The sequence below is a fragment of the Niabella yanshanensis genome (genome assembly GCF_034424215.1).
Lineage (GTDB): Bacteria > Bacteroidota > Bacteroidia > Chitinophagales > Chitinophagaceae > Niabella > Niabella yanshanensis.
This window is the reverse complement of the sequence record NZ_CP139960.1, coordinates 1,149,530-1,164,352: the sequence shown is the minus strand read 5'-3', so window position 1 is coordinate 1,164,352 and position 14,823 is coordinate 1,149,530. Positions and strand designations below refer to the sequence as shown.

Here is a 14,823-nt window from a genome sequence, read left to right as displayed (position 1 = left end):
TAAAACTTGCCTGGGAAAATAAAAGCGGCCTTAAAATGCAAAATGTGTTGCTGTCTAAAGAAGTGTTTCTTTGTCCTTCCGCTGGCGTGGAGGCAAAATAGTCCATTTTGCAGATGGTGTTCGATAAAGGAATTGCTTACAATGGCGACATTTATCGAACACCGGAAATGTATTCCGTTTTGCTGCCGAAAGCCGCGCTACTAAAGGGAAAGAGGCTGCCCGAACCTGAGCAACCTCTTACTGATTTAACCAAAATGGTTTATTGTACCCCGTACGGGAGAATTATCGAACGCTATTGTTGAAGATTTCCTGAAATTTTGCGAATTACCCGACTGCCAGGATGGCGCTAATGAAATCTATTCGTAATTTGCCTATGAACAGTTAAAACCTGCAACAATCAGGCTATGACAACGATAATTTTTCTCACGTCAACAACTTTATGATCTGGTATGGTCGGATTCACTGCTGGCACTTTCAAAAAAATACGATATCTCTGACAATGGACTTCGTAAAGCTTGCAAACGTATGAATATTCCTCTGCCAGAGATGGGACATTGGAATAAAGTAGCTGCTGGCAAAAAAGTGGCAGTAAAAGCTTTGCAGAAAGAAAGCCCGGATGAAAATCAAATCAAACTGACCCTTAGAGTGGAGGGCGGTGGTGGAGACCGCTCCTCGCAATCAGTATTGCAACAACAAACAGAAGCGGATTTTGGTGCTGATTTAGTAATTCAATCGGCATTGAACGAGCCTGACAATTTAGTGTTGAAAGCGCAGAAAGAACTACTTCAGAAAAGTAAACGGTATAAGGATGTTGAGCTTGTGTATGCTGGGACAGGTAATTTAGATATAAGGGTTTCGATAGCATTAAAAAAGAGATCACCTATTTTCCTTTCTGGAACCAGGTTTGCAAACATGGGACTTCGCAAGAAACTACAATTGCTTTCGGAGAAGTGAATGCAGTGGTTATTTTGTTTGAACTACAGGATATTAACCGATTTAAAAACCTCGATCACCTGTGTGGTTATTCGGGTCTGGTGCCCGATACCGGCGATACCAAAATAGTCAAAGGTATAACAGGCCGTCAAAACCATTTTTTGCGTACAGCGCTGGTGGAAAGCAGTTGGAGCGTAATCAGGAAAGACCCGGCAATGCTGATGGGAAAGAAACAAAGCCACCATACGCATTGCCAGGCATTTGATTGCTAGGATAAGATATGTGCTAAAGACAAAGCAAAAATATGTTGAAGCAGTAGTAGGAGGATAAAGAACCGGGAATTAGTTTTTTTGACGCACGGCGGAAATGCATCAAAAAAAATAGCCATTGATACCAATGGCTATTGACAGATGCTAATTCGGTCATATTATTCCTGGCAGGTTGCTCTTCAGCAGAGCCTGCGTCCGCTTCATACGACAATATAAAATTATAAACCGTTGAGCGTATTAAATAAAAAGTTTCTTATAAGCATCCGACCGTTAAGCATAACTTGCAACAACTAAGGTATTAAAGACCAATGTCGTCTGCTTCTAAAAGTGTACAGGATGCTTTTGTAAAAAAACTAAAAAAGACCTTGCAACCATTTTGAAACACAAATGTGTTCGCTCATTGAAGTGTGCTTTTTATTTAATCTCACAACAAAAAATCAGTAAATATCGAGTTACTTACAACTTATATCGAATTTTTGCCAATTCAGGATGCAACTAATACTCATCATTAAAAGGTTATGCTCCCGAGCATCCCAGGCATCAAATAAATGATTATTTTCATCACTAATATGAAGCTTATTCCCTTACTGTGTTTTGAAAGAACATGCTAATGCCTTTGTCATTCGTCTATAAATTAGCTTATAATTTTTAACACATGGGCAAAAGAAAAATCAGGCTTTCTATCCGGGAAAGTAACTTTTAATCCTTGCTCAGTTTGCTCAAACGGTAAAGAGATCTTTGCTTCCAGCCATTCTACATTTGAAACTTTTTTCTTAAAGTGAACGCTGTCTGTACCTAAATTTTTAATCAGCACTGTGTTATCCTTCGGCCAGTCCATAACTGTGGCATATATTATTTGCCCTTTAGTATTAAATCTAACATCTTCACTAGTAAATTTAGTCCTGCCCTCATTAAATCCCTGGGCACTTAATTCCGCTTGGTTTTGAGTTGAAGGACCTTCACCAAAAATATGCCATGGCCGGGTATCGTAAATGCTCTCGCTATTGGATTTCATCCATTTGGTAATATCACTAACAATTTTTCTTTCCAACTCATCTATACTGCCATTTCCGCGAACAGGAATATTCAGAAGGTAGTTCCCGTTTTTGCTAACCACATCTACTAAGGTTTGAATCACCATCTGTGGTGACTTATAGCGGTTTCTTTCATATATTGTTCTGTCGTAGTGCCAGCTACCAATACAAGTATCGGTTTGCCAAACATGCGGTAAAATATCGTTAGCCTGCCCCCGTTCTATATCCCATACTAATGCTTTACGCTGCTGTTCATCAAGTATTTTGCCATTGATAACAGCCCGCATTTCTCCATATTTTTTCAAGCTAAAATTATAATGGTGAGATGCTATTCGCAAACCAGCATCGCTAATAGGCCAAAATGGTAATTGTGAGTCATCAAAATAAAGCAGGTCCGGCTCATACCGGTTAATTAAATCAATGGTGCGATTCACAAATTTTTCAATATAGGCCTTGCTTGGCGGATATACTCCTTCGCCCCAATGCCATTGCCTGTGAACAGACCCATTGTCCCAACTATCTTTACTTAATGGATGATTTTGAGCATATAGCTCCTGGGGATCCAGTCCTTCCCACCATTTTCCCTTTCCATCAGCTTTTGACATTTTGCCATCATAAGGAATACCAGCAGAAGACCCGGACTTATCGCTGCGTTGAGCAGTTTCGAACCATCGCCACGCATGAGCGGCATGTATGCTGCATCCAAAGGGGAGTCCTTCTTTTTTGGCAGCCTTAGCCCAACCTTCTATTATATCCTTTTTAGGCCCAAGATTAACAGCGTTCCATTTTTTTTGATACTTACTGTTGTACATATCAAAATTGTCGTGGTGATTGGCCATAGCAAAAAAATATTTAGCTCCGGCCTCTTTGTATAATGCAACAAGTTCTTCAGGGTTCCATTGATCAGCCTTCCATTCATTAATAACATCCTTGAAGCCGAATCGGGAGGGGTGTCCATACTTTTTAATATGATAATTGTACTGATGAGAGCCTTCTTCGTACATGCCGCGGGCATACCAATCCCCGGCCTCTGCTTCACATTGCGGCCCCCAATGAGCCCAGATACCAAACTTGGCATTCCGATACCAATCCGGCACTTTGTATGCCTGCAGAGAATCCCATGTAGGCTTAAAAGGCCCTTTCATAATTTTCTCGCCTGCCAGGTCCTGAAGAAATAATCCTGCATTACTGTTTTGTGTCAGGGCTAATGCCGGAAGGCCAATACCTATTTGCTTTAATAACGTTCTTCGTTTCATTTAATATTTTTTCAATTTGTAATTTGCCAAAAAACTACCGTTGTATTATTATATATATAACGACATATCTCGTGTTAAGTCAAGCATAAACTGACGGTTAAAACTTGCCACTGAAGCACTGAAACACAGAAAAATTCAGTGTCTCTGTGTTTTCTGTGGCGAAAGATGATACCTGGCATGATACTAGTACCCTGTATTCTGTGTTAAATTGGGGTTCACATCACGCTCTGATTGAGGAATGGGCCACAGTTCATTAATACCGGCCTTGAAATTCCGCTTTTGATAGATGAAAAATCCATTGGCATCGACCGGGTAATCCTTATAATTTGCCGGATCGTTAGTTAACTTCATCCCAGTGAATTGCCTGTTCAGTTCGGCTGCAGCAGTTCCCCATCTAAGAATATCAAAATAATGTAATCCCTCAAAAGCTAATTCCGCTACACGTTCCCGCCTTATAATTGGCCTTAAAGCAGAGGGTACAACTGCTGTTACGGCAGGCATATTAACACCCGAACGCCCCCTAACTTTGTTTATTGTTGCATCAAGCAGTGCCTGATCAATAGGATCTCCTGCTTCCATCTTCGCTTCAAGATAACTTAATAATACTTCGGCATAACGAATTATAGAAAAATTACCATCATAATTTGCCAGGTTTCCTGAAAAAGTGGAATCCATAAATTTATTTATACTATAACCGCTCCAGTTGTATTTGTTCATTCTATCGGGGGATGAAGAACCTGGCTCAGAAATATATAAAACTCCCTTAAAAGAGGTGCGCCGGTTGATCATGATCGTATAATCCAGCCTGGGATCCCTGTTATCATAGGGGGTATTAGCATTATACAGAGGCGATTCGTCTATTGTTTTCCCGTCTTTACACTCAAAGGTTTGTACCAGCTCGTTATAAGGAGAAAACTGATGCCAGCCGCCATAGGTTTCAGGATATAGATATTGCAGCATCACATGACTGTATAAATCTTCCTGAAACTGTGAAGCAAGGATAATCTCTTTGCTATCTTCCCCCGCAAGTAGGAACAACTGCTTAAAGCCATTCTGATCAATCAAGTAATTGTTATCATCAATTATCAATTTATATGCTGCTGCTGCCTGTGCCCACTTTTTTTCGGCCATTAGAACACGTCCTAATATGGCGAGTGCAGCGCCTTTAGTAATTCGCCCGGTTTCTGTAGCTGGCCGGGTAGCAGGAAGTAAAGGATAACTTTTAGAAAGTTCATTTTCTGCAAACGCCCATACCTCAGATTTGGGGGTTCTCGATATAGTATTAGCTTCTTGTATTGTTAGCATTTTTTGAGGCATGGGAACATCTCCATAATATAAAGCCAGATTAAAAAATTCGTAGGCTCTGAGAGTTCTTACCTCCGCTTTCATAATCTCCCTTTTGTTTTCATCCATTGGAATTTGGTCTACATGAACCAAAAAGTTATTACATCTGGCTATTTTATTATAAGTGTTACTCCAATAAGAACCTATTACCCAATAAGCAGACGTTAATGTACCATCTGTTATATGATCCGGAATGAGTTCTTTTTCTGAACCTAAGCCCGCCATTAAATCCAAATATAAAATTCCTCGGGGCATCCAAAAATTTTCTCCGGTCCAACCCGCCCCTATATTGTAGCAACCGGTTAACGCCAACGTAGCGTCTTTTTCTGTTTTCCAGAATGTTGCATCAGAAATAGAGTCAAGCGGCTGCTTGTTAAAGTAGTCTTTATTACAACCGGAAAGAAAGGCTATTAATGCTATGCCGGTTAAAATACACGGCATCTTTATGTTTATTATTTTATTCTTTTTCACTTGATTATAATTTAGGTAACATTAGTTATTGTAGGGCAATCTAAAATGAAGCGTTAATTCCAAATGTATAGATGGCTGTTAAAGGATAAAAACTTGAGTTATCTCCCGTAGCCATTCCCATTTCGGGATCCCAACCTGTATAAAAATGATTCCAATTAAAAAGGTTCTGACCGCTAAAGTAGATGCGCAACCTGCTGAGTTTTGCTTTGGATACTATTGAAGCTGGCACAGTATAACCGACTTGTAAGCTTTTAACCCTTAGGAAGCTGCCATCTCTATTCCAGTACGTTGAAGTCATTATGGTACCACTACCCATATTCAATGCAGTTAGCTTTGGATACTCAGCATTTCTATCGGGGCTTTCGGGGGTCCACCTGTTTTCAACCTGCCATCTCTGAATCTGGCCCCCGTTATAAAAAGCAAAAGCAGCATATGATCCAATCTGTTTTTGATGGCCTCCCAAGCCTTGAGCCAACACGTAGAGATCAAAGTTTTTATACCTGGCAGCCAGGTTAAGGCCATAGGTATACTTAGGCACAGTATTGCCAATTATTTTTCTATCGTAGGTAGCATCAACGGTTCCGTCGGGAACACCATCTGGCCCACTGATATCTTTGTAACGAACAAATCCAGGTTCAGCAGCATAGGGTTGAGCAGGGTAACTACTGATATCATTAGCATCTGCAAATAGTCCGTCCGCTTCGTAACCATAAATGACGCCTATAGGCTGACCCATAAACAAACCACTGCCGATATTTTGAGTCAGTCCGTTTGCCAAAGAGGTTATTTTATTTTTGATGTAGGTAAAGTTGGGGGAAAGCGATAAATTCAATGACCCAATTGATTGATTATAATTCAAAGTAGCCTCAAAACCTTTGTTATTAACCGAACCGATATTGACAGGAGAAGTTGAAACTCCGAGCACGGCCGACGTTGCTACAGTATAAAGAACCCCTGTAGTATTTTTATCGAAAACATCAAATACCAAACCTAACTTTCCTTTCAACACGGCTACATCTAATCCGATATTTGTACTGGTAGTAGTTTCCCAGGTTATATCCGCATTGCTCAGCCTCGTTGTTGCCGCACCCGGACTGAGCGCTCCTCCAAAAGAATAGTTTTGACCAAGCGCGACAATATTTTGATAGGGATAAGTACCCACATTTTGATTACCCAAAGTACCCCACGATGCGCGTATTTTCAATTCATCTATCCAGTCAATATTGTCGGCAATAAAGCGCTCCTTTGATAAGCGCCAGGCTGCGGAAAACGAAGGAAAGTATCCCCACCTGCCCGCACCCGGGAATCTTGACGTACCATCTGCCCGGATATTTGCTTCAAATAAATATTTATCAGCAAAAGAATAATTAAGTCTGCCGAAATAAGACCGCATTTTCCATTGTGAAGCAGAGCCTCCATTAGTCATCCCGGTGGCAGATCCGGCGTTTAACTCATAAAGAAGGGATGTAGGGAAATCTTTTCTGAACCCGGAAATAAACCAATCTTCATATTGCTCCTCCGAAACGCCTCCCAATATGGTTATAGCGTGTTGCTGAATCACTTTGTTATATGTAGCTATTGATTGTAATGTTAATTGAGCGCCTTGCCCCGATGTAACAGATAAATTGTTAGGGCCTACATATTTGTTTGGATCGAACTGGAAATCGGCTGCATAGTCTTTATTATAAGAGCTCGAGAAACTGTAGCCAACCTTGCCACTTAAAGTAAATCCTTTGAACATGTTCCAGGCTAATTCAGCCCCACCTAAAAAGTATTTATTATTGCCTCTGAAGAACGAATTACTGGCAAGCCAGGCTTCGGGACTATAGTTGTCCTGATATCCGTAAGTTCCATCAGATTTCTTCCCGGCAAAAACGGGCCCTTCCCTTAGGGCAAAATTGATCATACTATTCATCCCTCCATCGTATTGCCTTGGAGAACCTTGCCGGGATGTATATCCATTAAGATTAACTTTTAATGTCAAGTCCCTGGTAATATTATTTTCAGTGTTTAATAAAATATTAAATCTCTCGTATCCGTTCTTTGTTACAATGCCTTGTTCATTTAAATAACTACTTGCAAAAACATAGCGGCTCCTCTCGTTTCCTCCGCTAAAACTTAAATAATGATTAGATTGAAAACCGGACCCGGAAGTCAGGAGGTTTTTGAAATGTGGTACATTCGGGTAATTGTCAGGGTCAGATTGGTCTCTGAATTTTTGTATTTCATCGTCTGTATAAACTTTAGATCCGCCTGCATTCAAACTGGCTTCATTTCTGAGTGCTGCATATTCTGCTGACTCAACAAACTCCGGCAATTTCGTTGCTTTTTGCCAACCCGCATATCCATTATAGCTTATGGTAAACTTCCCGCTTTTACCTTTTTTAGTTTCAATTAGAATTACACCGTTTGCAGCACGGCTACCATAGATAGACGCGGAAGATGCATCCTTTAAGACAGAAATACTGGCAATGTTGTTGGGATCTACATCATTAATTGAGGTAGCCAAACCATCTACAAGCACCAGAGGACCGCCACCGGCACCATAAGAGCCTATACCTCTGATAGTAATACCAGCGCCATTATTCCCCGGCTGGCCAGATCCCCGATTATCGCTTTCAAAATAAGGGCTGTAAAAGGCGGCGCCACCGTTTTTTCATTATAAGAAGTGATAAAAGACAAAACAATTCGCAATTCAAATTTATATCGGATAGAACATAGGAGCGCTACGGAAATTCGACTTTTTTATATACAAATCCGACTAATTTAAAATCGGCAAGCAAAGAATTTGGTTAGTATCTCAACTATTGGGGATCATTTAGACTTATACTGCCAAACTTATCAATAGCCATTGAGTTATTATCAGCAATCGCCGAGTGTTCCTGCTGCATGAAAATCGTTTCATTTATTAATAGAGAAACCCAAAGTAGGTCCAGATATTATATTCAGAGTTGAAATATCCGGTTCATCTCCACCCATTTCTCCCCATTGGTCGCCCATGGTAATGCCTGTTGGAATGTCCACATTAGTTCTTCCCATTTTTGTACCCTGGGATTTGCTGCATCCAATTTTGCCTTTCGTTCATGATCATAATTTTCAGTAGTCTCTATTACCATAATAAGCCTGTTTCCCGTCCTGTAAATTTCCATATTAGCAATTCCCGCATCTTTTATGCTTTGTATAACCTCGGGCCAGGAGTTTTCTTTTTTATGCCACCGTTCGTATTCTGTTATCAATGCCGGATCATCTTTTAAATCCAGGGCGAAATAAAATCTTTTATACTCTTGAAAATTCATTGCTTTAAAATCAATATAGTTTAAATGGGATTTCCTATTTAGTATCCGCGAATCTTAGTTAAGTTATTCATTGAACACTTTTTGAAAAAGTACAAAGCATATCCAGGCGCTGTTCGTAAATACACATTTATGATTTGAAGCTTTCAAATAAAAAGGGAATATCCAGATCGCTTGCTCTTGGATGACAAATTTAAAATCCATCAGCCTGGAAAAGATATATAAAAGCGACTTTCAACTATACAAATCCGACTTTCCATTATAACAACCTTATAGTATATTGCAATAAAAAATGGCAAGAAGAGTTTTAACCCATAATTTTTCACTGCTTCATGTGGACAAAGTTCTACTTAACAAAAAGTGGAACTACAAAAACGTAATCAGCCCATATATCCGTATTTATTACATTGACGAGGGAGAAGGTTTCATTTCCACTTTTGAAGAGAAACTAAAACTGGAAGATGGATATTTTTATATTATTCCCAGCTTCACGCTGTGTAATCTTGAATGCGTAACTACCCTTAGCCAATATTTTATTCATTGCTTCGAGGAATCTCCTTCAGGTTTGTCACTATTTCAAAATTACAGGAAGCCTATTAAAATAAAAGCTCAATCAATATATGCAAGTAGTATTAAGCAGCTTTTAAAGATTAATCCGAATAGAAAAATATACCGTTCAGACAATCCAAAAGTATATGAACAAAACACATTTTATCGGGAATACCAGGATCTTAATAACAAACAATCAGAAGCCGAATTCATGGAAACACAGGGCATACTGCTTCAATTAATTGCCCAGTTTATTTCACATACCAATTTAACAACCGATTATACTTCTAAAATACCATCAACCATATTAGATACCATCAGATACATACAGATAAACCTTTCATCAGATATTAGAGTAAGTCATTTAGCCCAAAGAGCGAACTTGCAAATCGACCATTTTTCGAGAATCTTTGCAAAACATACCGGAGAGCGGCCGAAGGAATATATTCAAAATAAGCGAATTGAACGCGCTCAGTATCTGATTATGACAACAAAAAAATCCTTTTCGCAAATCGCAGATGATATTGGGTTTCAAAACCTGCCTTATTTTTTTAGAGTTTTTAAAAAATTAACCCGGGTAACCCCTGGTGAATATGCTCTTAAGAATCATTTTTAAGAGCAGTAAGTCTCAATCTCGCAATTAATTAGAGTCTGCTGATTAACTGCCACGAATGCCCGCATGGATGACCCAGTCGGACAGGCACGAATAGAGTATTACAATGTATTTTCTACGAAAATTCTATGTTGATATTATGATCTTTCTGCAAACAAATTTGAAGTTTAATAACAAAACTCTTGGCGCAAAAAAAGCATTGCTGCATCCTCAACGAAAAAAAGGACACTTATAAATGGTTGTTTTATTTACTTTTTAAAAACTATTCGTGTTCCGATAGCTATCGGAATGGCAGATTTCCGGTTTTGTAACACATTCAGAAATCATCCGAGTTAAACAGCAGGTCCTAATTAAAGGTTTATCATTACACTTTTTAAGCCGGGTGTGCTAAAGGTTATTTTAATCGGCCCCGCTTTTTGATTCTTTTTTACATAAGCCAGCAACCTGCCTCTGAAGGTTCTTTGAACGTTATCGGTATAGTCGCCCATATCGCTGTTATCACCTGCTTCCAGTCCCAGCAGCTCACCCCCTGATACAGTACAGGTAATATTGGCGTCTTCCGTGTAAACCGGGTTTCCTTTGGCATCCACCATCTGCACAGCTACCTGCTTTATCTGGTCATCTTTCTTACTCTCATTTATGATTTGTAAATCAGATGGCTCACCGGCAGTTGCAACGGTATAAGCATCTACTACTTTATCCGCATCATTCAAACCTTCTACTTTAAGGTTTCCCGGCTTGAACGGGATGTCCCAATAAATAATACCGGTTTTACCATCGTACTCTTTTATAGCTCCTACCTCTTTATTATCCAGCAGCAATCTTGCTTTCGCTGTATTCGTATAGCATACTACTCTTACAGTTTGTCCTTCTTTATAGTTCCATGATGCCCAGGCGTCCATCGACAAATACTCATCTTTCTTTCCCTCCGATTGTGAGAGCACATCCTGCGAACTGTTGCCACCCTTTACCAGGTAAGTACCTATATAAGCCATCGGGTTTTCGGCCCAGAGCGATTGTCTGAAAAAGCCTCTTGGCTTAATAAATCCGCCAAAGTCTAACAGACCTGAATAAAAGCCGCGCGAGGGCCATCTACCCGATTCACCAAGGTAGTCGATGCCTGTCCATAAAAATTGTCCGAATATGTGTTCGTTATCTGTAACGGCTTTCCAGGCGCTCAGGTCGTGCCGGTTTTCGCTACCAAATATGACGCGGTTGGGGTATTTTTTATGATCGCTGGTATAACGGTTTTCCGTATAGTTATAACCCGCTATATCCAATGCCGACGGGTATTCCGTTTCGTTGGACATAGCAACACCGGCCAGGCCTGCAGTTACCGGGCGGGACCGGTCGTACTGTTTTACCACAGCTGCCAGCTTTTTGGCAATCACACCCAGGCGCATCGCGTCCGGTGCATCTTTCTTATAGCCGCCGAATATTTTTTGTGTGAACCCCGTTTGCGCACCGCCATCCAAAACGGGGTGAGAATAAGGATCGTTGGGATAGTCTACCTCATTACCAATGCTCCAGGCAAATATGGAAATATGGTTCCTGTCCCTGCGCACCATATCCGCCAGGTCTTTTTCGCCCCACTCCGGGAAAAAATCATAATTACCCTGGTAGCCCGGTGTACCCGCGTTCCAGCCCTCCAGCCATTTACGTTTCGGAAACTCCCACTCATCAAAAGCCTCATCCATTACCAGTAAACCCAGCTCATCGCATAATTCATAAACCACCGTTGCCTGCGGATTATGACTGGTTCTGATAGCGTTTACCCCTACTTCCTTTAAATTAAATAAACGGCGGCGCCAAACCTCTTTGTACATAGCCGCGCCCAAAACACCGGCATCGTGATGCAGGCAAACACCCTTTACTTTCATCCATTTATCGTTCAAGGCAAACCCTTTATTGGCATCAAAGCTGAGCTTTCTGAAACCGGTAGTAGTTACCGATGCATCTATTTGCTTACCGGCTTGAAGCACTTTGGTGCGCAGTGTATATAATGTGGGGTTGTTTAAACTCCAAAGTTTGGGATTTGCCACTTTTATTGCCGCAACAGCTTTACCCAAACTATTAGCCGCCACTGTAACAGCAGTACTGCTTTTGCCAACCACTTTTTTATCAGGTCCTACCAGTTCCTGCACTACTGTTAGTTGTTGTTCTTTAGCATCTTTATTTTCAATAGCCGTTTCAATATTCAACACAGCGGACGCATCTGCTACCTGCGGGTAAGCGTAAACGCCCCACTGCGCTATATGTACCGGGTTGGCATATACCAGCCACACATCCCGGTAAATACCGGATCCCGTATACCAGCGCGAATCCGCATCGCGGTGATGATCAGCTTTCACCAATATTTCATTAGTCTTGCCTGCTTTTATAAACGGAGTAATATCATACATAAAAGAGATATAGCCATTAGGCCGTTTACCTACCGATTGCCCGTTCACCAAAACCTCGCTGCGATTATACACTCCTTCGAAATAGAGGTATACCTTTTTATCCGATGTGGGTATTACTACGTCTTTTTTATACCAGCCGATGCCTCCGGGCAGGTAGCCCATGCTGCTGGCATTTTTGGGGTCCAGCTTCTGCCGTACACTCCAGTCATGAGGCAGGTCTACAGTTTGCCAGGACGCAGACTGAGCGGGCTTTTCAGCTACAGAGTCTGTACTATTCAAAGTAAATTGCCAACCGTTGTTGATCTTATGAGCATCGCCAAATCCGGGTTGAGCGAAGCAGTTTGTTGCAACGAGGAGCGTAAAGAGAAAAAGAAAGCGGGCCATTGTAAGGTTTTGATTGAATGAATGAAACTAGTTGTTGATTTTTATTTTATGGCAGTTACTCCTTTATGTGTAGGAATCGTTTGCCGTATAGAGCCATCTGCATTAAATACCAGCTTATCGATGCATACCTCGCGGTTATACCCGGCAGCACTGCCCATTTTTATACCGTTAGGATAAGTAAAGCGATGATAGACGATATACCAGTCGTCCGTTCCTGGAATTTGTATTACCGAGTTATGACCGGCTCCATAAATACCCTCCGCTTCATTTTTTTGTATCACGATATTATCAGCAGGTATCGTCAGCGGGCCGGTTGGTGAGGTAGCCGTGCCGTATCGTACCCGGTAATTAGGGCTACGGGTATCATCTTCGCTCCACATGAAGTAATAAGTTCCCTTCCTGTAGAAAACATAAGTTCCTTCGCGGTAGGTTTTATCTACCTTAATAATTTGAGGGGCGTCCGTTTTAAATGAGGTCATATCCTCATTCAGCTCCGCTACCGCCATATAGCCATTCCCCCAGTAGAGGTAGCTTTTGCCGGTTTGAGGGTCTGTAAAAACATCCGGGTCAATTTCCTGCCCCCCTTTTATTCCGGCGGGCTTGGCTGCCACCAGTGGCTTGCCTGAATCAACAAATGGTCCCGTTGGCTCATCCGCCACGGCAACGCCTATTTTCTGGGCTGCTGTGAAATAATAGAAGTATTTATATTGACCATTAATCTTCTTTTCAATAATACAGGGCGCCCAGGCATTGCGGTTGGCCCAGCTCACCTGTTTGGGCAGATCCAACATCACGCCTTCATCTTTCCAGTTAGTGAGATCAGCTGATGAAAATACTTTAAAATAATTGCCTGCCCACCCCGTAAAACCATCACTGGTAGGATAGATATAATACCTTTTGGTTTTTTCGGAATACAGGATCTCGGGATCAGCATAGTAACCGGCTAATACCGGATTCCCGTTCTGTAATACCTGTACCTGCCAGGTCTCGGGCTTGCGGCCTGTTATCGAAACAGTATAAGCCACCGGTTTTTTGGAAAAATCTGAGCCAGACGCCGAGATCTTTACCCCCGGGAAATTCTTGAACTGCGGATCGAATGGGTTGAGTGCGGTATTATCCAAAACAGGCAACCATAATTTCTTAGCCACCGTGTCCAGCACGATGTTGTTCTTTTTAATTTGTTTGGATTGCGCGGAGCCTAACACATCCGCAACACTCAACCATTTCGCCGTTAAACGCTCCATTTCCTGCCGGGTAATGGGCAACACTGTTCCGTGCCGCGGATGAAAGTTCATAGATACCTGCTCATCCACCACTTTAAAATTTTCAAGATCTGTTGTTTTAGTAAACTGGTAACGCCCTTTGGTATACACATCATACATTAAAATATACCCGCTGCCATCATTGAGCTTAAACACACCAGCCCCTTCAACCGGGTCTTTGGTTTGCTGTACATAGGAGTCGCGCAGCGTATATCCTTCCGTTAGTTTGTCCGAAACGGCCACTTTTATACCAGCGCCCTGGCCTTCAGTTTTAAAGAACAGGTGGAACCTGCCGTTTTTCTCTACAATATCTCCGTCAATGCAGGCGCCGTTGTTCGGACTAAAAAATAACTGTTTAGGTTCTGTTTCTAATGCTGTAAATTCTTTATTAGTATACGCGTAGTAAATCACATCAGGATCATTACCAGCCCGCATCGACCAATAAACCATGTATTTACCCTTTTGAGCATCGTAAATAGTTTGAGGCGCCCAGACCCTGTTTACTTTTTCAAAAGCCTTGAAGGTCTGCGGAATATTAATTATTGCTGAGGTCCAGTTTACCAGGTTGGTTGATTTAAGCAATACCATCGCCCGGTTAGAATCCCAGCCATTGGCAGACACCATATCGGTAGCAACCATATAAAAGGTCTTACCATCTGCGCCTCTCAAAATATGCGGATCACGTACGCCTCCCGTAGCGCTGATAGCTGAAGATGCTATTACCGGCTGGTTATTATTGAGTGCCTGGAAATGGTAGCCATCGGTACTGATCGCAAAACGGATGGCTTCATCCTCTTTACTGTTACCTGTAAAATAAGTAAAAAGGTAGCCTGAATCAGAACTCCCCCAAAATGATTTTTCACAAATAAAATTTGGATTTTCCGGAACTTTATGCTTTATACTTTTTATTGCAGAAATCTGGAATAAGATTGGAAATACAATACATACCAGGGCCGTGTTATTTGAGAATCTGGGCATACGCAAATTATTATTGACGAATTATTTTAACTTAA

General features: G+C 41.3%; 10 protein-coding genes. 3 read left to right on the top strand and 7 right to left on the bottom strand.

Annotated features, from left to right (window positions below):
• Positions 1-525 precede the first annotated feature (525 nt).
• Together U0035_RS04345 and U0035_RS04340 are read left to right on the top strand one after the other, a co-directional pair.
• Complete coding sequence (locus tag U0035_RS04345) at positions 526-954, top strand: hypothetical protein (RefSeq protein ID WP_114788824.1); 429 nt, start codon at positions 526-528, stop codon at positions 952-954.
• Positions 951-1,205 (top strand): transposase, encoded by a 255-nt coding sequence (locus U0035_RS04340; RefSeq protein ID WP_162817715.1) that lies wholly within the window; start codon positions 951-953, stop codon positions 1,203-1,205. Before U0035_RS04345 ends, U0035_RS04340 begins: the two co-directional genes overlap by 4 nt.
• A gap of 631 nt (positions 1,206-1,836) precedes the next feature.
• On the opposite strand, the gene U0035_RS04335 is transcribed toward U0035_RS04340, so the two are convergent.
• From U0035_RS04335 to U0035_RS04315, 5 genes are all read right to left on the bottom strand, one after another.
• Entirely contained in the window at positions 1,837-3,492 is a 1,656-nt protein-coding gene (locus U0035_RS04335) for an alpha-L-fucosidase (protein ID WP_114788822.1), read from the bottom strand.
• 183 nt (positions 3,493-3,675) lie between these two features.
• Positions 3,676-5,277, bottom strand: coding sequence for a RagB/SusD family nutrient uptake outer membrane protein (locus U0035_RS04330; RefSeq protein WP_114788821.1), 1,602 nt, complete (start codon positions 5,275-5,277; stop codon positions 3,676-3,678).
• 70 nt (positions 5,278-5,347) lie between these two features.
• A complete protein-coding gene (locus U0035_RS04325) occupies positions 5,348-7,864 on the bottom strand; it encodes a SusC/RagA family TonB-linked outer membrane protein (RefSeq protein ID WP_245957621.1) in 2,517 nt (838 codons plus the stop codon).
• Positions 7,861-8,001 carry a hypothetical protein gene (locus U0035_RS04320; protein WP_162817714.1) on the bottom strand — a complete coding sequence of 47 codons (141 nt, stop codon included), beginning with the start codon at positions 7,999-8,001 and terminating at the stop codon, positions 7,861-7,863. Before U0035_RS04320 ends, U0035_RS04325 begins: the two co-directional genes overlap by 4 nt.
• Positions 8,002-8,252: 251 nt before the next feature.
• The gene (locus U0035_RS04315; protein ID WP_114788819.1) at positions 8,253-8,603 is read right to left on the bottom strand and encodes an L-rhamnose mutarotase; all 351 of its coding nucleotides are present in this window, start codon (positions 8,601-8,603) and stop codon (positions 8,253-8,255) included.
• A gap of 289 nt (positions 8,604-8,892) precedes the next feature.
• On the opposite strand from U0035_RS04315, the gene U0035_RS04310 reads away from it, so the two are divergent.
• A complete protein-coding gene (locus U0035_RS04310) occupies positions 8,893-9,765 on the top strand; it encodes a helix-turn-helix domain-containing protein (RefSeq protein WP_114788818.1) in 873 nt (290 codons plus the stop codon).
• Between the two features lie 347 nt (positions 9,766-10,112).
• On the opposite strand, the gene U0035_RS04305 is transcribed toward U0035_RS04310, so the two are convergent.
• Both U0035_RS04305 and U0035_RS04300 read right to left on the bottom strand, forming a co-directional pair.
• A complete protein-coding gene (locus tag U0035_RS04305) occupies positions 10,113-12,548 on the bottom strand; it encodes a glycoside hydrolase family 2 TIM barrel-domain containing protein (protein ID WP_327138725.1) in 2,436 nt (811 codons plus the stop codon).
• A gap of 41 nt (positions 12,549-12,589) precedes the next feature.
• Complete coding sequence (locus U0035_RS04300) at positions 12,590-14,788, bottom strand: glycoside hydrolase family 43 protein (RefSeq protein ID WP_327138724.1); 2,199 nt, start codon at positions 14,786-14,788, stop codon at positions 12,590-12,592.
• Between the last annotated feature and the right edge of the window lie 35 nt (positions 14,789-14,823).

What these genes read in the sequence shown, in the direction of transcription:
- U0035_RS04345 (WP_114788824.1), top strand. Translation starts at nt 526, where the DNA reads ATGAATATTCCTCTGCCAGAGATGGGACATTGGAATAAAGTAGCTGCT.
- U0035_RS04335 (WP_114788822.1), bottom strand. Translation starts at nt 3,492, where the DNA reads ATGAAACGAAGAACGTTATTAAAGCAAATAGGTATTGGCCTTCCGGCA.
- U0035_RS04330 (WP_114788821.1), bottom strand. Translation starts at nt 5,277, where the DNA reads ATGCCGTGTATTTTAACCGGCATAGCATTAATAGCCTTTCTTTCCGGT.
- U0035_RS04315 (WP_114788819.1), bottom strand. Translation starts at nt 8,603, where the DNA reads ATGAATTTTCAAGAGTATAAAAGATTTTATTTCGCCCTGGATTTAAAA.
- U0035_RS04310 (WP_114788818.1), top strand. Translation starts at nt 8,893, where the DNA reads ATGGCAAGAAGAGTTTTAACCCATAATTTTTCACTGCTTCATGTGGAC.
- U0035_RS04305 (WP_327138725.1), bottom strand. Translation starts at nt 12,548, where the DNA reads ATGGCCCGCTTTCTTTTTCTCTTTACGCTCCTCGTTGCAACAAACTGC.
- U0035_RS04300 (WP_327138724.1), bottom strand. Translation starts at nt 14,788, where the DNA reads ATGCCCAGATTCTCAAATAACACGGCCCTGGTATGTATTGTATTTCCA.